General features: G+C 66.0%; 15 protein-coding genes and 2 riboswitches. Of the genes, 3 read left to right on the top strand and 12 right to left on the bottom strand.

Annotated features, from left to right (window positions below; all coding sequences use genetic code 11):
- Nucleotides 1-116: riboswitch (SAM riboswitch) on the bottom strand.
- A 110-nt stretch (nucleotides 117-226) separates the two neighbouring features.
- Nucleotides 227-1,552, bottom strand: coding sequence for a bifunctional o-acetylhomoserine/o-acetylserine sulfhydrylase (locus QFZ36_RS19760; RefSeq protein WP_306638817.1), 1,326 nt, complete (start codon nucleotides 1,550-1,552; stop codon nucleotides 227-229).
- Nucleotides 1,553-1,597: 45 nt separating this feature from the next.
- A riboswitch (SAM riboswitch) is annotated at nucleotides 1,598-1,713 on the bottom strand.
- Between the two features lie 160 nt (nucleotides 1,714-1,873).
- Here QFZ36_RS19760 and QFZ36_RS19755 point away from each other — a divergent pair.
- Nucleotides 1,874-2,512 (top strand): VOC family protein, encoded by a 639-nt coding sequence (locus QFZ36_RS19755; protein ID WP_306638816.1) that lies wholly within the window; start codon nucleotides 1,874-1,876, stop codon nucleotides 2,510-2,512.
- A gap of 227 nt (nucleotides 2,513-2,739) precedes the next feature.
- On the top strand, nucleotides 2,740-4,230 hold the full coding sequence (locus QFZ36_RS19750; protein WP_306638815.1) for an HNH endonuclease signature motif containing protein: 1,491 nt from the start codon (nucleotides 2,740-2,742) through the stop codon (nucleotides 4,228-4,230).
- Between the two features lie 116 nt (nucleotides 4,231-4,346).
- On the opposite strand, the gene QFZ36_RS19745 is transcribed toward QFZ36_RS19750, so the two are convergent.
- From QFZ36_RS19745 to tdh, 6 genes are all read right to left on the bottom strand, one after another.
- On the bottom strand, nucleotides 4,347-5,126 hold the full coding sequence (locus tag QFZ36_RS19745; RefSeq protein WP_306638814.1) for a CPBP family intramembrane glutamic endopeptidase: 780 nt from the start codon (nucleotides 5,124-5,126) through the stop codon (nucleotides 4,347-4,349).
- 94 nt (nucleotides 5,127-5,220) lie between these two features.
- On the bottom strand, nucleotides 5,221-6,009 hold the full coding sequence (locus tag QFZ36_RS19740; RefSeq protein WP_306638813.1) for a DeoR/GlpR family DNA-binding transcription regulator: 789 nt from the start codon (nucleotides 6,007-6,009) through the stop codon (nucleotides 5,221-5,223).
- Nucleotides 6,010-6,106: 97 nt separating this feature from the next.
- The gene (locus QFZ36_RS19735) at nucleotides 6,107-7,318 is read right to left on the bottom strand and encodes an amidohydrolase family protein (protein WP_306638812.1); all 1,212 of its coding nucleotides are present in this window, start codon (nucleotides 7,316-7,318) and stop codon (nucleotides 6,107-6,109) included.
- A gap of 11 nt (nucleotides 7,319-7,329) precedes the next feature.
- Nucleotides 7,330-8,475 (bottom strand): NAD(P)/FAD-dependent oxidoreductase, encoded by a 1,146-nt coding sequence (locus QFZ36_RS19730; RefSeq protein WP_306638811.1) that lies wholly within the window; start codon nucleotides 8,473-8,475, stop codon nucleotides 7,330-7,332.
- A 40-nt stretch (nucleotides 8,476-8,515) separates the two neighbouring features.
- Nucleotides 8,516-9,712 (bottom strand): glycine C-acetyltransferase, encoded by a 1,197-nt coding sequence (locus tag QFZ36_RS19725; protein WP_306638810.1) that lies wholly within the window; start codon nucleotides 9,710-9,712, stop codon nucleotides 8,516-8,518.
- A gap of 8 nt (nucleotides 9,713-9,720) precedes the next feature.
- Nucleotides 9,721-10,767 (bottom strand): L-threonine 3-dehydrogenase, encoded by a 1,047-nt coding sequence (gene tdh, locus QFZ36_RS19720; protein ID WP_306638809.1) that lies wholly within the window; start codon nucleotides 10,765-10,767, stop codon nucleotides 9,721-9,723.
- A gap of 130 nt (nucleotides 10,768-10,897) precedes the next feature.
- On the opposite strand from tdh, the gene QFZ36_RS19715 reads away from it, so the two are divergent.
- Entirely contained in the window at nucleotides 10,898-11,809 is a 912-nt protein-coding gene (locus QFZ36_RS19715; protein WP_306638808.1) for a LysR family transcriptional regulator, read from the top strand.
- A 57-nt stretch (nucleotides 11,810-11,866) separates the two neighbouring features.
- Here QFZ36_RS19715 and QFZ36_RS19710 read toward each other — a convergent pair whose 3' ends face one another.
- The 5 genes from QFZ36_RS19710 to QFZ36_RS19690 form a co-directional block, all read right to left on the bottom strand.
- Nucleotides 11,867-12,487 carry a DUF5666 domain-containing protein gene (locus QFZ36_RS19710; RefSeq protein ID WP_306638807.1) on the bottom strand — a complete coding sequence of 207 codons (621 nt, stop codon included), beginning with the start codon at nucleotides 12,485-12,487 and terminating at the stop codon, nucleotides 11,867-11,869.
- Between the two features lie 209 nt (nucleotides 12,488-12,696).
- Nucleotides 12,697-14,205, bottom strand: a complete 1,509-nt coding sequence (gene gatB / locus QFZ36_RS19705; RefSeq protein ID WP_306638806.1) for an Asp-tRNA(Asn)/Glu-tRNA(Gln) amidotransferase subunit GatB — start codon at nucleotides 14,203-14,205, stop codon at nucleotides 12,697-12,699.
- The gene (gene gatA, locus QFZ36_RS19700) at nucleotides 14,205-15,800 is read right to left on the bottom strand and encodes an Asp-tRNA(Asn)/Glu-tRNA(Gln) amidotransferase subunit GatA (RefSeq protein WP_306638805.1); all 1,596 of its coding nucleotides are present in this window, start codon (nucleotides 15,798-15,800) and stop codon (nucleotides 14,205-14,207) included. The genes gatB and gatA overlap by 1 nt, the downstream gene beginning before the upstream one ends.
- A gap of 2 nt (nucleotides 15,801-15,802) precedes the next feature.
- The gene (gene gatC / locus QFZ36_RS19695) at nucleotides 15,803-16,099 is read right to left on the bottom strand and encodes an Asp-tRNA(Asn)/Glu-tRNA(Gln) amidotransferase subunit GatC (RefSeq protein WP_013600429.1); all 297 of its coding nucleotides are present in this window, start codon (nucleotides 16,097-16,099) and stop codon (nucleotides 15,803-15,805) included.
- A gap of 146 nt (nucleotides 16,100-16,245) precedes the next feature.
- The gene (locus QFZ36_RS19690) at nucleotides 16,246-17,733 is read right to left on the bottom strand and encodes a CitMHS family transporter (RefSeq protein WP_306638804.1); all 1,488 of its coding nucleotides are present in this window, start codon (nucleotides 17,731-17,733) and stop codon (nucleotides 16,246-16,248) included.
- Between the last annotated feature and the right edge of the window lie 119 nt (nucleotides 17,734-17,852).

Below are 17,852 nucleotides of genomic sequence, written 5' to 3'. Positions count from 1 at the left end.
TCTACGCGCTTGCCTGCCGTCGTCTGACCGGCAGGCCAGGTCTTCACCCGGGGCACCCCACCGCGGTAGGAGGGTTGCCGGCCAGCAAGCCGGGGCTGTCACTGGCACTCATGACCTGCATCGAGTGTACGAAACAGCCCCGGCCTCCCGCCAAGAGTGTGACTGGTTGTGACTTCCCGGCTTGCCGCCGCTGGTGGCCGTCTGGATCCGAGCGCCTGCCCGCGGATCAAGCGCCGCTGGCCTCCTTGGCAGCCCTGAAACCGGCTTCGAGGTCCGCCAAGATGTCATCGATGTGTTCGATTCCCACCGAAAGCCGCACCAGTCCGGGCGTCACGCCGGCAATTTCCTGCTGCTCCGGGGAGAGCTGGCTGTGCGTGGTCGACGCCGGATGGATCACCAGGGAGCGGACGTCACCGATGTTTGCCACGTGGGAGTGCAGCTCCAGGGCGTCCACGAAGCGCTTCCCGGCCTCGGCCCCGCCGGCCAGGTTGAACGACACGATGGCGCCGGTACCCTTCGGGCCGTACTTGCGGCCGCGCTCGTACCAGGGGCTGGAGGGCAGCCCGGCGTAGGCGACGGATTCGACGTCGTCCCTTCCTTCCAGCCACCGGGCAACGTCCACGGCGTTGGCCACGTGCCGTTCCACCCGCAGGCTCAGCGTCTCCAGTCCCTGGGCAATCAGGAAGGCGTTGAACGGCGACACCGCAGAACCGAGGTCGCGCAGCAACTGGACCCGGGCCTTGAGGATGTAGGACAGGTTGGCCCCCAGCGCTCCGTCTGTTCCGAGGTCGCGGGCGTACACCAGCCCGTTGTAAGTGGGGTCCGGGGTGTTGAAACCGGGGAACTTCTGCGGGTCCTTGCCGAAGTCGAACTTTCCGGAGTCCACGATCACGCCGGCGATGGCGGCACCGTGGCCGCCCAGGTATTTGGTGGCCGAGTGCACCACGATGTCCGCGCCCCATTCCAGCGGCCTGATCAGGTAGGGGGTGGACAGGGTGTTGTCCACGATCAGGGGCACGCCGGCGTCATGGGCAACCCGGGACACGCCTTCAATGTCCAGGACATCCTGCCGCGGGTTGGAAACCACCTCGCCGAAGAATAGCTTGGTGTTGGGCTGGACGGCGTCACGCCACTGGTCCAGGTTGTCCGGGTCCGCCACAAAAGTGACCGAGATGCCGAACTTCTTCAGGGTGTGGGCGAAGAGGTTGTAGGTGCCGCCGTAGAGGCTGGGGCTGGCCACGATGTGGTCCCCCGCCTCGGCGATGTTCAGGATGGCAAACGTCTCTGCGGCCTGCCCGGAGCTGAGCAGCAAGGCCCCCAGGCCGCCTTCAAGGCTGGCGATCCGCTGTTCCACGGCTTCCTGGGTGGGGTTGCCGATCCTGGTATAGATGGGAGCCAGCTCGGCAAGTGCGAAGCGGTTGGCAGCACTTTCCGCGCTCGGGAACACAAAAGACGTGGTCTGGTAGATAGGGAGGGCGCGGGCGCCAGTGGCGCTGTCCGGCTCCTGCCCAACATGGATCTGGCGGGTTTCGAAGGACCATCCGTTGGACAATTCAAGGCTCCTTTGACATGGGCCCGGTACGCTCGAAAGCACTGCGGGCCGCGCTTGCCATCCAGCCCATGCCGGACAGCCAGGTCCTCACCCGGGGCACCCCACCGCGGTTGGAGGGTTGCCGGCCAGCGAGCCGGGGCTTGATGCTGGCACTCATGACCTGAGCCCAGTGTAGGAACACGCACCCGGTGCCGGACAGGATTGTGACGAACATGGTCCAGAAGATTTCCGCGGGCCCTGGTTTATGGGGGTTCACCAGCGAAAATCCCAGTAAGGGTACCCTTAGCTGAGAGCCCGATCACAAAGTGCCAAGATGATGGCATGCGCATGGATCACGTCTCTTACGCCTGTGAACACGATGGCCTGGCGGCCACTACCGAACGAATTTCCTCTGCCCTCGGCGTTGAGGCAGTGAAGGGTGGGGTACACCCCCGGTTCGGCACCCGCAACATGATTATCCCGCTCGCCGGCCACAAGTACCTTGAAGTCGTGGAGGTCCTGGACCACCCTGCTTCAGACAAGGCCCCCTTCGGACAGGCTGTGCGTGCGCGGTCTGCTGCGGGCGGCGGCTGGATGGGCTGGTGCGTCGAAGTGGACGACCTCGCCCCGTTCGAGGAGCGGCTCGGACGCTCCGCGGTGAACGGCAACCGCAAGTTTCCGGACGGCCGCGAACTCGTCTGGCAGCAGATTGGCATCCTCGGCCTGATCGCCGACCCCCAGGTCCCCTACATGCTCAAGTGGGAGGGCGATCCGTCCCTGCACCCGTCCAATGCCTACGACAGCAACGTCAAGATGAGCTGCCTCACCATCGCAGGTTCGGCGGCACGCGTCACCGAGTGGCTGGGTGAGCCCGTGGAGAAGCCGCTCGAGGATGTGGCCGTTGATTGGGTGGCTCCGCACGGAACGCCCGGCATTCTGTCCGTCACCTTCGAAACCTCCACCGGAGCCGTCACCATCTAACCCTCCTTACGATGCCCGGGCACTGGCGCCCGGGCATCGCAGTGGTGTGCCCGGTTTCGGCCTGGGCGCCTGATCTTCCAAACTTCGGCCGCCATCAGCTTGTGACAACGGCGTCACCTGCCGATGGCGGCCGAATCCACTTCTGCCTTTAAGCTCACGCAATTTCTGCTGCACACCTCACTCGCAGAGCCCGACAAATTGTCGTACCCCCTTGTCATGATGGGTTTATGGGGAAAGCGGCGGTGGCTAAGGCGTTTGAGGACATCAAGGCCGCTCTTGCTGTGCTGAATGCCGAGGTGGATGAGTGTGGTTCGGACCCGTTCTCGGATGCTGATCCGCTGGCCGGACTGGCTGATGGGTGCCTGGACATTCTTGCCGGGGCGCGGGTGGTGGAGGCCGGGTTTGCGGGTTTGAAGGCCCGGGCTGCCGTGACGTATGCGGATACCGCCCGAGCTATTGCGGGGCCCGACGCGCCGGTACAGGCGCAGGAAATGGCCGTCGCCGCGGAAATCGGCTGCCTCCTGGCCCTCGGTTCCCGGGCAGCGGGTGCGTTCCTGGCCGCAGCCCACGCCCTGTGCAAGGAGTTGCCGCCCACCCTTTCGGCATTGCAGTCCGGGACGATTACTTGGCAGCACGCCCTGGCCATGGTTGATGAAACGGCCAGCCTTGACCCCGCTGGCGCGGCGGCGCTGGAGGCACAGTTCCTGGACCCGGACGTGCCCAGGCCGCCTACGGCTGCGCCGATCGGGGAATTGCCGGCGTACCGGTTCAAGGCCAAGGCCAGGAACTGGCGGGAGCGCCACCACCCTGAGTCCATTGAGAAACGCCACGCCAGGGGCATCGCGGACCGGCGGGTGGAATACCGGCCGGATCAGGACGGCATGGCCTGGCTCTCCGCCTACCTGCCTGCCCACCATGCTTTGGCGGGCTGGAACCGGCTCACGGCCATCGCACGGGGGATGCAGGGACCGGACGAGCCCCGTACCCTGCCCCAATTGAAGGCCGATAATTTCTCCACAGCGATTCTCAGCAGCGGCAACACTCCGGTAGGTGCCGATGAAAGTGTCGGTGGTGGCGACAGCGCCGGGGTCGTCGCAGGAACGGGTGGCCCGTCGTCGTCGATCGGCGCCCAAGTGCTGGTCACCGTTCCGGTTTTCTCCCTGATGGGCCTGACCGACGAGCCGGCAATGCTGGACGGCCACGGCCCCATTCCACCGTCGATGGCACGTCAACTCGTCGCCGACGGGGCCGCTTCGTTTTACCGGGTCCTGGTGGACCCGAGGGACGGGGCGCCACTGGAGATCGGCCGGACAAAGTACCGGATCAGCCAGGCCATGCGGAACTGGCTTAGGTTGCGGGATGGCAAATGCCCCTTTCCAGGATGCAGCAACAATTCGCTCGACAACGAAGCCGACCACATCCTCGCCTGGCATCAAGGCGGCACTACCGGGATATCGAATCTGGGACAGCCCTGCCCCAAACATCACCGGCTACGGCATACCAGCGGCTGGAAACCCACCCCCGCCACCAAAACCGCACCACCCGGCTGGACCTCACCCACCGGCAGGCACTACAAAAGCGAACACCAGGACTGGGAACCACCACACTGGCCAAACCAGCTGCAGGCGGTGTCCGGGGACCCACCCGATTTTGTCTACATCGGGATCTCCCCAGGCGAAGAATGCCTGGAGCGGTTCCTGCACGCCCCACCCGCCTGACCAACCACCTATGGTGGCTGAACTTGGGGAGCGAAACCGACCACGGGGTCAGTGAAGGCTCACAACATCGGAGGGATCGCCGTCGCACCGCACCTTGCGGCGCCAGCTTGGCTGCCTCAGCCCAGTCCGACTGCCTTGCCGAAGAGGCTGAAGCCAACGAACGCGACGATGTCCAGCAGGGCGTGGGCAATCACCAGGGGCATCACCCGTCGCGTCCTGGTATACAGCCAGGCGAAGACGACCCCCATCACCGCGTTCCCGATGAAGGGCCCGAAGCCCTGGTAAAGGTGGTAGCTGCCGCGCAGCAGCGAGCTCACCGCGATGGCCAGCGGCACGCTCCAGCCGAACTTTCCGAACCGGTTCAGCAGGTAGCCCACCACGATAACTTCCTCCACCACGGCATGGCGGATCGCGGACAGGATCAGCACCGGCACTGTCCACCAGTAGGCGTCCAACGCACTGGGAATGATGGCGGTGGTGATGCCCAGCGCCCGGCCCGCCGCATAGAGGCCCAGGGACGGGATTCCGATCAGCGCTGCCAGCCCCAGCCCCTGGAGCAGGTCCCGGCCCGGGCGTGCAAAGTTAAACCCAAGTTTTCGGAAAGCAGAAGCCGAATGGCCGCCGTCGCCCGCCGCCGCCTGCCGCTGGTCGGTGAGGAAGTAGATCACCAGCAGCACCGGCACCAGCGCGAAGATGATGTCCAGCAACTGGTAGGTCAGGTCGAAATACTCGCGGGTACTCTGTGAGCGGTTGAGTGTGGAGGTGCCTTCCGCCAGCGGCGCCCGGGTCATCTTGTCCAGGAGCTGCACCACGGAGTAGACGGCAGACTGCCCCAGCGACAAACCCAGGACTATCCAGACTTCGATCCGCAAACGACGGCGGGAGGGAACCAGCATGTACCCATCTTGCCTGCTGTTTCTGGATCCGCACTGATTGCGCCCGGGTGCCCCGGCCCGCCGTGCCTAAGGGACGTGTTACAGCTCGGAAGCGTCAGCTGCCGGCAACAATCACTTCGGTGCCGTTGGCCTCAAACGCGGCCTTGTCCTTGGCGGAGATGCCCGCATCAGTGATCAGCCGGGTGAAGTTGTACCCGTCCATGGTGGCAAAAGCGCGCACCCCTACTTTGGAGGAGTCGGCCAGCACGTAGGAGACACGCGCCCTGCTGGCCAGCAGGGCGTTGACCGAGGCTTCGCCCTCCCCCGTGTTGGTCGGCCCCACTTCCGGATCGATGCCGTTGACCCCGATGAACGCGATGTCCAGCACCACTTTCTGCATGATGATGTCCGTGTAAGGGCCCACCAGCTCGTAGGACCGCGGATTCAGGATGCCGCCGGTGACCATGACCTTGATGTTGGGCCGCACGGCCAACTGCCCGGCGATGTTGATGGCGTTGGTGACTACCGTCAGGGTGGGCTGGTTGGACGGGGCGTTCAGGTCCTCGCGGGTGGCCAGGATCTGCGCCAGCACCGTGCTGGTGGTGCCGCCGCAAAGGCCAATGACGGCGCCCGGAGCAATGAGAGCGGAAGCGGCCTGCGCGATCTGCTGCTTGGCCTCGGCATGGTCGTCCCGGTTGTACCGGCCGGGCAGGTCGTAGGCCAGCGCCCCTGTGGTCGCTCCGCCCCGGGTCCTGGTGAGCAGCCGGCGTTTGGCCAGGCTGTCCAGGTCGCGCCGGGCAGTGGCAGGCGAGACGTGGAGACTGCTGACGATCTCTTCGACCTCCACCTGGCCGGTTTTGGCGAGGAGGTCAAGGATTGCCGTCAGTCGGTCGGTGCGGGTCATGCAGAGGCCTCCAAATACTCCCGCCACCAGCTCCGATGACGCTTTTTGATCATAACAGAACCGAAATGATCATCTAACGTCATTTCCAAGCAACTGGTCAGCGTGCCCGCGCTCCGGCCCGCCATACAGCGTATGTCAGGGGCATGCCGGGGCGGTAGGCAAGGTGCGTGGCCGACGGAGCGTTAAGCAGGTGGAGGTCCGCCCGGTGTCCGACGGCGATGGAACCCACCGCCCGTTCGCCGTCGACGTCGTTCCCCTTGTCCTTGTGCAGCGCCAGGGCGCCGCCGTACGTCGCTGCCCGGACCGCCTCGTGGACGCTCAAACGCATCTGCAGCACCGCCGTCGTCACGCAAAAGGCCATGGAACTTGTGTAGGACGTGCCCGGATTGCAGTTGGAGGCGAGCGCCACCTGGACGCCGGCATCCAGGAGCTCCCGCGCCGGGGCGAGCGGCTGACGGGTGGAGAGGTCGCAGGCAGGCAGGCATGTGGCCACCGTGCCCCGCCGCCCCGTCCCGGTGGTGGCATCCCAGCCGGCCCAGGTCCCCGTTAGCGCGTCCACGTCCTTGTCCGCGAGGTAGTTCACGTGGTCCACGCTGGCCGCCTCGAGTTCCACCGCCAGCTGGACACCGGGCCCTTCGCCGAGCTGGTTTCCGTGGACGCGCAGTCCAAGTCCGGCGTCGCGGCAGGCCAGCAGGACGCGGCGGGACTGTTCAGCATCGAAGGCCCCATCCTCGCAAAAGACGTCAGCCCACTGCACGTAAGGCCGGACAGCGGCGAGCATGGGGCCGGATGCGAGGTCGGTGTAGGCGTCCGGATCCTGCCCGGCGGGCACCAGGTGCGCTCCGAGGTACGTCACCTGGTCCGCGATGGTGGAGGCGATGCGGGCGCTCCGTGCTTCATGCTCGATGTCCAGGCCGTAGCCGGTTTTCGTCTCGATGTAGGTGGTCCCCTGAGACACAGCTTCGGCCACCCGGCCAAGGGCCAGCCGGGTGAGGTCGAAGTCGGACGTTGCCCGGGTGGCGTTCATGGTCACCGCAATGCCGCCGGCGGAGTAGGACTCCCCCGCCATGCGCGCCTCGAATTCCGCCGTCCGGTCGCCCGCGAACAGCAGGTGGGTGTGGGAGTCCACCCAGCCGGGAAGCATGGCGCGCCCACCGGCGTCGACGGCGTCATCCGCGGCGGGAGCATCAGCAGCGGCGCCGATCCATGAAATCCGTTCACCCTCAATCACCACGGCCGCATCTTTGAGGACCCGGTGTTCCAGGTCCTGCGTCATCAGCTCGGCGATATTGGTGATCAGGGTGCTCATGTCACCATTCTTCAGCGCCGGACAGACCAGCGGGTGGCTGCCAGCGCCTGAGCTGTCCGGGATGCCGGACCCGCGTCCGCTGTTTCACCAGCGTTTCGATGACCCGCACTCTGATGACCGGCACTTTGCTGTCCTGCCAGGATCTGTGCCGCGGCCAGCTCTGCCATCGCCGATGAGGTCTGGAAGCCATACCCGCCCTGGCCGGCGAGCCAGTAGAAGCCGGGCGCTTCGGCGTCGAAACCTGCCACGGGAACGCCGTCGGCAGCTTCTGTCCGGAGCCCCGTCCAGGCCCGGCGGACTTCCGTGATGCCCAGCGTGGTCACCTGGTTCAGCCTGGCGACCAGTCGCTCTACGTCCCCTGGCCGCGGCTTGGCGTCTTCGGGCCCGCTCGGCACGGATTCGGACGGCGAGATCAGCACGTCACCGCCTTCACGGCGGAAGTAGAACGTGTTGTCCGCCGCCGCCACCATGGGACTGTGCTCCGGCAAGGGGCGTTCGACGGCGGCAATTGCCGCAGTCCGCCGGTACGGCTGCAGCCCGAGCTTCTCCACCCCGCTGATGACTGCGAGTTCGTCCGCCCAGGCGCCGGCAGCGTTGACCAGGACGCCCGCTTCGAAGGCTTCCATGCCCGCTCCAACCTGCCAGCCGGAGCCGAGGCGCTGCGCGGAATGGACCCGGGCGCCGGTGATGATGTCCGCCCCGGCGGCGAGCGCGCGCTGCCGGTGGTCCTCCAGCAGCAGCGGTGCGTTGCAGCCGAAGGAGCCAGTGTCCAGGCCGGCGGCAGCGAACGAGTCAGGGACCAGTGCCGGGCAGAGCTCCAGCGCTTCGGCCTGGGTGATGGACCGCATGTGGCCGCTCGCTTCGGCTGCCACCGCCTGCTCCGAACCGATCAGCATAAAACTGCGCGGCGTGAGCACGGGCTCGGGCAACCCGGCATCGCGTGCGGCGATCAACTCCAGTGTCCGGACCGTCAGTTCCTGCACCACCGGCGGGCCGTAGCTGGGGATGAGCTGGCGGGCGGAGCGGGAGGACGTGTGGTACGCCAGTTCCTGCTCCGCCTCCACCAGTGCCACAGAGCAGTTGCCCGCCAACGCCGAGGCCAGGGACAACCCGGCTATGCCGCCGCCAACAATCAGGACGTCGTATTGTGCTGCCATGCGTTCATCCTCGCAGAGTTAAGGCGGGCTGTGGCTGCCTTCAGGCTGCTACCTCGGCACGGCTGGCGACGAAGGCACACACGCAGGTTTCGACGTCGTCCGTTGAGTGCGCGGCCGAAAGCTGGACGCGGATCCTTGCTGCCCCGCGCGGAACCACCGGGAAGCTGAAGGCGGTGACGAAGACGCCGTGCTGCAGCATCCGGTCAGCCACTTTGGCGGCCAGGACGGCGTCGCCGAACATGACCGGGACTATCGCGTGCTCACCGGGAAGCAGGTCAAAGCCCTCTTCGGTCATGCGGCGGCGGAACAGTGCCGCATTTTCGAAGAGCGTGCGGCGCAGGCCGGCCGAGTTCTCCACCAGGTCCAGGGCCTTGATGGTGGCGGCCACGATGGCCGGGGCCAACGAGTTCGAAAACAGGTAGGGACGGGCCTTTTGCCGGAGCATGGCCACCACTTCGCTGCGGCCGGAGACGTAGCCGCCCGAGGCGCCGCCCAGCGCCTTGCCGAACGTTCCGGTGTAGATGTCCACGCGGTCCGACACGCCTGCATGCTCCGGCGTACCGGCCCCGGTCGCCCCCATAAAACCGACGGCGTGCGAATCGTCCACCATCACCAGGGCATCGTGCTTCTCGGCGAGGTCGCAGATAGCCTCCAGCGGAGCGAGGTATCCGTCCATGGAAAAGACACCGTCGGTGACGATGATCTTGCGGCGGGCATCCTTTGCCTCCACCAGCTTGGCTTCCAGGTCCGCCATGTCCTGGTTGGCGTACCGGTACCGGTGCGCCTTGCACAGGCGGATCCCGTCGATGATGGAGGCATGGTTCAGGGCGTCGGAGATGATGGCGTCCTCCGGGCCGAAGAGGGACTCGAAGACGCCGCCGTTGGCATCAAAGCAGCTGGAGAAGAGGATGGTGTCCTCTGTCCCGAGGAACCGGGAGACGCGGGCTTCGAGTTCCAGGTGCAGGTCCTGGGTGCCGCAGATGAAGCGCACACTGGCCATGCCGAAACCGCGTTCGTCCATGGCCGCCTTGGCTGCGTTGATGATGTCGGGGTGGTCAGCCAGGCCCAGGTAGTTGTTTGCGCAGAAGTTCAGCACGTCAGCCCCCGGCTGGCCGAGCGCACCGGCGCTGATGTGGCTTGACTGGGGCGAGTTGATGCTGCGTTCGGTCTTGAAGAGTCCAGCAGTGCGGATGTCCTCCAGCTCGGTGCCCAGCTGGTCCTTGATCGAGGTGTACATGGTGTTCCTTAGAGTCGGGTCCAGTCGAGGACAACTTTTCCGCCGGCGCCGCTGCGGGCCAGGTCGAAGCCCTTTTCCCAGTCGGTGGCAGGGAGCGTATCAGTGACCACCGCCGAAATGCCCGCGTGCAGTACGGTGTTGGAAGACAGCATGGCACTCATGGCGTACCAGGTTTCGTACATTTCGCGGCCGTAAATGCCCTTGAGCGTGAGCATGTGGGTCACCACCTTGCCCCAGTCGATGGTGATGTCCTGGCTGGGCAGTCCCAGCATCGCGATCCGGCCGCCGTGGTTCATGTTGTCGATCATCTCCGGCAGGGCGGTGGGGTGGCCGGACATCTCCATGCCGATATCGAATCCCTCCCGCATCCCCAGCTCGCGCTGGGCGTCACGGACCCTCGTGGTGGCGACGTTGATGGCGAGGTCTGCGCCCAGCCGGCGGGCGAGGTCCAGCCGGTGGGGTGATACATCGGTGATGGCGATCTTGCGGGCACCGGCGTGGCGGGCGACGGCGATGGCCATCAGCCCGATGGGTCCGGCGCCGGTGATCAGCACGTCCTCGCCCACCAGCGGAAAGCTCAGGGCAGTGTGCACCGCGTTGCCGAAGGGGTCGAAGATAGCGCCCAGTTCGGGAGTGACAGAGGGATCGTGGTGGACCCAGACATTGGTTTCCGGAATCACCACGTATTCGGCGAAGGCACCGTCGCGCTGCACCCCCACGCTCACGGTGTGGATGCACATCTGGCGCCGGCCTGCCCGGCAGTTCCGGCAGATACCGCAGACCACGTGGCCTTCCCCGGATACCCGGTCACCGGTCTTGACGTCGCGGACGTCCTCGCCCACTTCCACCACTTCGCCGTAGAACTCGTGGCCCGGGATGAGGGGAGCTTCGATGATCCCCTGGGCCCAGGAGTCCCAGGACTGGATGTGGAGGTCGGTGCCGCAGATCCCGGTGGTCATGACCCGGATCTTCACGTCGGCGGGGCCAGCCACCGGCTCGGGGCGGTCCACCAGCTCGAAGCCTGCCTGTGGGCCGGCCTTGTACAAAGCCTTCATCGGCTTCCTCACTCTTTGTCTACGTGGTCGGCAGATGCTGACCTCCCCATTACAACGAGGAAGAAGCTTTAGCACAACCGCTAATTTCTCAATCAACGATGTAGCTTTTGCTAATGCATAGAATGGACACGTGGAGATACACCAGCTCGAAATCCTGCGCGAACTCGGCGCCCTGGGCAGCGTTAAGGCGGTCGCGGAGACCTTGATGGTCACGCCGTCGGCCGTCTCCCAGCAGCTGGCGCTGCTGCAGCGCACCGTGGACGTGCCCCTGACCCGGAAGGAGGGCCGGAACCTGGTCCTCACCGAGGCAGGCCAGGTGCTCGCGGACGCCGGTGCCGCCGTCGTCAGCGCCATGGCCGAGGCGCGGACTGCGATCGGAAGTTATCACGGCACTGCGGCGGGCAGGGTGACGCTGTCCGGTTTCCACAGCGTGGGGCAGGCGGTGTTTGCACCGCTGGCCAGGATCCTGGATGCCCCCGGTCAGCCACGGATCGAACTGTCGGACGAGGACGTCGCCCAGCAGGACTTCCCCGCCCTGACCGCGCGGTATGACCTGGTCCTCGCCCATCGGATGGACCACAGCCCCCGCTGGCCTGCCGATCGGGTCACGGTGATACCCCTCGCCCATGAACCGCTCGATGTTGCCTTGCCGGCCGCCCACCCGTTGGCGGGGAAGCCTGCCGTAACGGCGGACGACGTCGGCGGCGAAGCTTGGGTGACCAGCCACACCGGCTACTCCCCCGCCGATGTGCTGTCCGCCGTCGCCGCAGTCTCCAGCCGGGAGCTGAACATCGTCCACCGCATCAACGACTACTCCACGGTGGCGGCACTCGTGGCCGCCGGCAGTGTGGTGGGACTGCTGCCGAGATACACGGCGGGACCCGTGCTCAACCCCGATATTGTGCTGCGGCCGCTGGAGGGAATCAGCACCCGGCGCCGGATCGACCTGCTGGCCCGGCCCGAAAACCTGAAGCGGCGTTCGGTCATGATTGTCTCCGAGGCACTGCAGGGCATTATGGCCGGGCTGGTGGAACAGGGCTGACCCGGCTGGGTCCCACTCAACGTCGTCATTTCGCGGTTTCACGACGCCTAATGCCAGTCACTTGGGGTTGTTGTGCCCCTTGCCGTGGCCCTGCCCGTGACCGCGGCCCAGCCCAAGGCCCGGGTCGTCGCCGCCACCCTCGGCGATCCGCTCGGCCGTAGCCTGGTCCCCGTTCTTCACGCCGGAAATCCGGACAGTGTCGCCGGTGGCGATGTCCGCGATACTTCCCGGGCCGGGCTTAACCCGCTTGCCGTCGTCGTTCGTTCCCTCGGAGCTCTCGGATCCCGGGGAGCTCTGCGACGCCGCGGCGGGGGCCTTGTGGATTTTTGTGTCCGCGTTGACGGTGTACGTCCGGGAGTAGCCGTCCTCGCTCTTGACCGTGATCGAGGTGTCGCTGACCGTTTCCACCGTGCCGCGCTGCTCGAGAATCGTCTGGAAAGTGCCGTCCGCCTTCTTCACCACGCTTTCACTGTGAAGGTGCTGCGGGCGCTGGGCTTTGTCCGGCTTGTCCTTGCCGTTTTCCTGTCCCTGCACGGACTGGGATTGGGAGGGCGACGGCGACGGCGGGAAGGTGTCACCCGCTGCCCACGCAAACGCTACCCCCGTCCCGGTTAGGGCCAAGGCCACCGCCCCCGCCAGCACGGTCTTACGGATCTTTAACGGGTCCGGAACAAACATCAAAACTACCTCCCACAGCAACAGCAGGGCCTGTTTGCCCCTGCAACCGGCACCCTGGAGCTTCAGTGTAGGGCTGGGATGCGCGGCTGCACACGAGTAGTCCGGGGCATGTGGGAACCGAGTACTACTTAAACCACAATTGGGCAGCGCCAAATGTCGTTATGCGGGGTCAAAATGACACTTGGCGCCACCCAGTCGGGTGGGAGGGATTAGACGGTGACGCCCAGCTTCTCCAGGATCAGCTCGCGGACGCGGCCTGCGTCAGCCTGGCCGCGGGTGGCCTTCATGACCCCGCCCACGATGGCGCCTACGGCCTGCACCTTGCCGCCGCGGATCTTGTCCGCGACGCCGGGCTGGGCGGCCAGTGCGGCATCGATGGCTTCGAGCAGGGGCCCGTCGTCAGAGACCACGGCCAGGCCGCGCTTCTCCACGATCTCCGCCGGGGTGCCTTCGCCGGCGAGGACGCCGTCCAGCACCTCGGTGGCCATCTTGTTGTTGATCTTGCCGTCCTCCACCATGCGGGCGAGTTCCACGATGGTGGCGGGCTGGACACCGAGCTGGCCGGGATCCACATCGGCGTTCTTGGCCCGGCCCACGATCTCGCCCATCCACCACTTGCGGGCGACAGAAGCGGAAGCGCCGGCGGCGATGGTTTCCTCGATCTCGTCCATCACACCGGCGTTGACCACGTCGCGGAATTCGAGGTCCGAGTAGCCCCAGTCGGCCTGGAGGCGCTTCCGGCGGGCGGCCGGCGGTTCGGGCAGCGTGGCGCGGAGCTCCTCCACCCACTCGCGGGCCGGCACCACGGGGACCAGGTCCGGCTCGGGGAAGTAGCGGTAGTCGTCCGCGTCGGACTTGGCCCGGCCCGAGGTGGTGGTGCGGGTGTCCTCGTGCCAGTGGCGGGTTTCCTGGGTGACCGGAACGCCGGAGTCCAGCACGGCGGCATGCCGCTGGATCTCGTAGCGGACGGCGTGTTCGACGGCGCGCAGCGAGTTCACGTTCTTGGTCTCGGACCGGATGCCGAACCGTTCACGGCCGTGGGGGCGCAGCGAGACGTTGGCGTCGCAGCGGACGTTTCCCCGCTCCATCTTCGCGTCGGACACGCCAAGGTTCTTCACGATCTCGCGGACGGCCGCCACGTACGCCTTGGCCAGTTCAGGCGCGCGGGAACCGGCGCCTTCGATGGGCTTGGTGACAATCTCCACCAGCGGAACGCCGGCGCGGTTGTAGTCCACCAGCGAGAAGTCCGCACCCTGGATGCGGCCGGTGGCGCCACCCATGTGGGTCAGCTTGCCGGCATCCTCTTCCATGTGGGCGCGCTCGATCTCCACCCGGAACACAGTGCCGTCGGAGAGCTCGACGTCCAGGTAGCCGTCGTAGGCAATGGGTTCGTCGTACTGGGACGTCTGGAAGTTCTTCGGGGTGTCCGGGTAGAAGTAGTTCTTCCGGGCGAAGCGGCAGGACTCGGCGATCTTGCAGTTCAAGGCCAGCCCGATTTTGATGGAGGACTCGATCGCTGCCTTGTTGACCACAGGCAGGACGCCGGGCATCCCGAGGTCCACTTCGTTGACGTTGGTGTTGGGATCGTCGCCGAAGACGTTCGGGGCGGAGGAGAACATCTTGGTCTTGGTGTTGAGCTCCACGTGGACCTCGAACCCCAGGACGGGATCGTACTTCTCCATGGCCTCTTCGAAGCTCAGGATTGCGTCGGTGTTCATTATTTTGCCTCCTGGGCTGCGAGGGTTTCGACAACCGTTTCGGTTTCGACAGGCTCAACCACCGAGGTGGCCAGCGCGGGTGCCTGGGCCAGCAGCGGGCCGCCCCACTTCGCTTCGAGCAGCGACTCCAGCACCGCACCCACGCGGTACAGGCGGGCGTCTTCGCGGGCCGGGGCCAGCAGCTGGATGCCCACGGGGAGGCCGTCCTCGTCGGCAAGGCCGCCCGGCAGGGACAGGCCCGGCACGCCGGCAAGGTTGGCCGGGATGGTGGCGACGTCGTTCAGGTACATCGCCAGCGGATCGTCCAGTTTCTCGCCGAGGCGGAAAGCGGTGGTGGGGGCCGTGGGCGAAATCAGGACGTCAGCAACGGTAAACGCGGCTTCGAAATCGCGCTGCACCAGGGTGCGGACCTTCTGCGCGGAGCCGTAGTAGGCGTCGTAGTAGCCGGCGGACAGGGCATAGGTGCCCAGGATGATGCGTCGCTTGACTTCGTCGCCGAAGCCGGCGGCGCGGGTGGCACCCATGACGCGTTCGATGGTCATGGGGCCCTCTTCGGGGAGGACGCGCAGGCCGTACCGGACGCCGTCGAACTTGGCGAGGTTGGAGGACGCCTCGGAAGGCATGATCAGGTAGTAGGCGCCCAGGGCGTACTGGAAGTTGGGGCAGGAAACCTCAACGATCTCAGCGCCGGCTTCCTTGAGCAGCTCCAGGGCATCGTTGAACCGGTTTTCGACGCCGGCTTGGTAGCCCTCGCCGTGCAGTTCCTTGATGATGCCGATCCGCAGGCCCTCGACGTTGCCGGTTTTAGCTGCGGCGACGAGGTCGGCAAGCGGGTCCGGCAGTGAGGTGGAGTCGCGGGGGTCGTGCCCGCCGATGACCTGGTGCAGGAGGGCCGAGTCCAGGACGGTCCGCGAAACGGGGCCGATCTGGTCCAGGGAGGACGCCATGGCGATGGCCCCGTAGCGGGAAACGCTGCCGTAGGTGGGCTTGACGCCCACGGTGCCGGTGACGGCGCCGGGCTGGCGGATGGAGCCGCCGGTGTCCGTGCCCAGGGCGAGCGGAGCCTCGAAAGCGGCGACGGCGGCAGCGGACCCGCCGCCGGAGCCGCCCGGAATGCGGTCCAGGTCCCAGGGGTTGCGGGTGGGCCCGTAGGCGGAGTGCTCGGTGGAGGAGCCCATGGCGAACTCGTCGAGGTTGGTCTTGCCCAGGATCGGCATCCTGGCGGCGCGCAGGCGCTCCACTACGGTGGCGTCATAGGGGCTGTGCCAGCCTTCGAGGATCCTGGAGCCTGCCGTGGTGGGCTGGCCCACCGTGACGATGAGGTCCTTCACGGCGATGGGCACACCGGCCAGGACATGCAGGCCTTCGGCTTCGGCGCCGCCGGCAACGCGGATGGCGTCCACCTCGGCGGCGACTGCGAGCGCTTCCTCGGCGTTGACGTGCAGGAAGGCGTTGACGCCGCGTTCGCCGCCGTCCACGGCGGCGATCCGGTCCAGGTACGCCTGGGTGACCTCGACGGAGGTCACCTCACCGGCGGCCAGCTTTTCGGCCAGTTCAGCGGCGGAGAGGCGGATGAGTTCGTTGCTGTCAGTCATGGTTATGCCTCATCCAGGATTGCCGGAACCTTGAAACGGTTGTCGTCGGAGTCCGGCGCACCGGAAAGTGCCTGTTCCGCCGTGAAGGTGTGGCCCACAACGTCTTCGCGAAACACGTTGGTCAGCGGAATGGGGTGGGACGTGGCGGGCACGTCGTCGCCGGCGGCTTCGCTGACGGATTTGACCGAATCAACGATGACGGCGAGTTCTCCGGCCATCCTGTCCAGCTCTTGAGCACTCATCTCAATGTGAGCGAGCCGCGCGAGGTGCGCAACGTCGTCACGGTTGATCGCAGCCATGGATCTCCCCTGCAAAGTTTGAATTGATTTCCGATCCATTCTAGTGGGGAAACGATGATGCCCGTCTGACGGCCCCCAGCGGGCGTCAGACGGGCACCTTCTTGCCGCATACCGCCCACCAGGGGCAACATCGCGGCAGCTAAAGACTAACCGATTCCGATGGCTCCGGTCAGTATGCCAATTCCCAGCATGACCAGCGAAACCACTGCTGCGCGCCACAGGACTTTCTTGTGGTGGTCGCCGAGGTCAACCTTGGCCAGCGAGACCAGGAGCAGGATGGCGGGGACCAGCGGGCTCTGCATGTGGAACGGCTGTCCGGTGATGGAAGCCCGGGCCATTTCGGCGCCGCTGATGCCGTAGTGGGCAGCCGTCTCGCTCAGGACGGGAAGCACACCGAAGTAGAAGGCGTCGTTGCTCATAAAGAACGTCATGGGGATGCTCAGGAGGCCGGTGATGACGGCCATCAGCGGGCCCATGCTGGACGGGATGATCTGCACCAGCCACGCGGACATCGCTTCGACCATGCCCGTGCCCTTCAGGACGCCGGTCAGGACTGCGGCAGCCATGACCATGCTGACCACGGCAACGATTGACGGCGCGTGGGCCACGATCTGCGCGGCCTGGTCCTTGACGTGGGGGAAGTTCACCAGCAGGGCGATGGCCGAACCGACCATAAAGACGTACGGCAGGGGCACGAGGTCGGCGATGAGCATGCCCATCACGGCCACCGTGAGGGCCAGGTTGAACCACTGGAGCTTGGGGCGCAGGGTCTTCCGGTTGGGATCCAGTGCGGTGTCCGCCATGGCGGTGTCGCTGGCATCGACGAGGTCTTCGGTGCGTTCCAGGACAGCTACGCCGGAGCCTCCGACGGCGGGGCCTCCCGTTGCCGGAACAGGTGCGGGACCGCGTCCCGAACCGCCGCGGCCTGAAGCACCGCGGGACGTGCCGGCGCCGCCTGCAGGCGTGCCGCCGTCGAACCCTTCGGCTGTATCGGGGACCCCCCAGATTTCAGGCTGTGTGGCACGGAGGCGGTTGCGCTCCTGCAGTCCGAGCACCCAGGCGAAGACCAGGACGACGGCCAGGCCGGCGGCCAGGGACGGGATCATGGGGACGAAGACCTCGTTGACGTCGATCTTCAGGGCGCTGGCGGCGCGGGCGGTGGGGCCGCCCCACGGGACGATGTTCATGGTGCCGTTGGCCAGGCCGGCCACGCAGGTGAGGACCACGGGGCTCATCTTCAGCCGGAGGTAGATCGGCAGCATGGCTGCGGTGGTGAGGATAAAGGTCGTGGAGCCGTCGCCATCAAGGGAGACTGCTGCGGCCAGCAGGGCCGTGCCCAGGACCACCTTGGCGGGGTCATTGCCGAGCTTGCGAAGGATGAACCGGACCAGCGGATCAAAGAGCCCGACGTCGATCATCAGGCCGAAGTAGATGATGGCGAACATGAGCAGGGCTGCGGTGGAGGTCATCGACTTCATCGAGTCCATCACCATGTCGCCAATGCCCAGGCCGGCGCCGGCGAAAAGACCAAAAACTGTTGGGACGATGATCAACGCCAGCACTGGCGTCAACTTCTTCGTCATGATCAGCACCATGAATACCGCGATCATGGCGAATCCAAGTAATACCAGCACGGCTGGGCTCCTTCTTTGTGAACAGCGGCACAGCGGTGTGACGCGTGCTACAGACTTTAGGGTGGCCCGGGTCACGGCAATGCCTTTGGCGCAATTGATTGGCATACTGCTTATTGCGA

This window comes from Pseudarthrobacter siccitolerans, from assembly GCF_030823375.1.
GTDB classification, from domain to species: domain Bacteria; phylum Actinomycetota; class Actinomycetes; order Actinomycetales; family Micrococcaceae; genus Arthrobacter; species Arthrobacter siccitolerans_A.
Note: the sequence above shows the minus strand (reverse complement) of the source record. Positions and strands in the feature narration are given on the sequence as shown.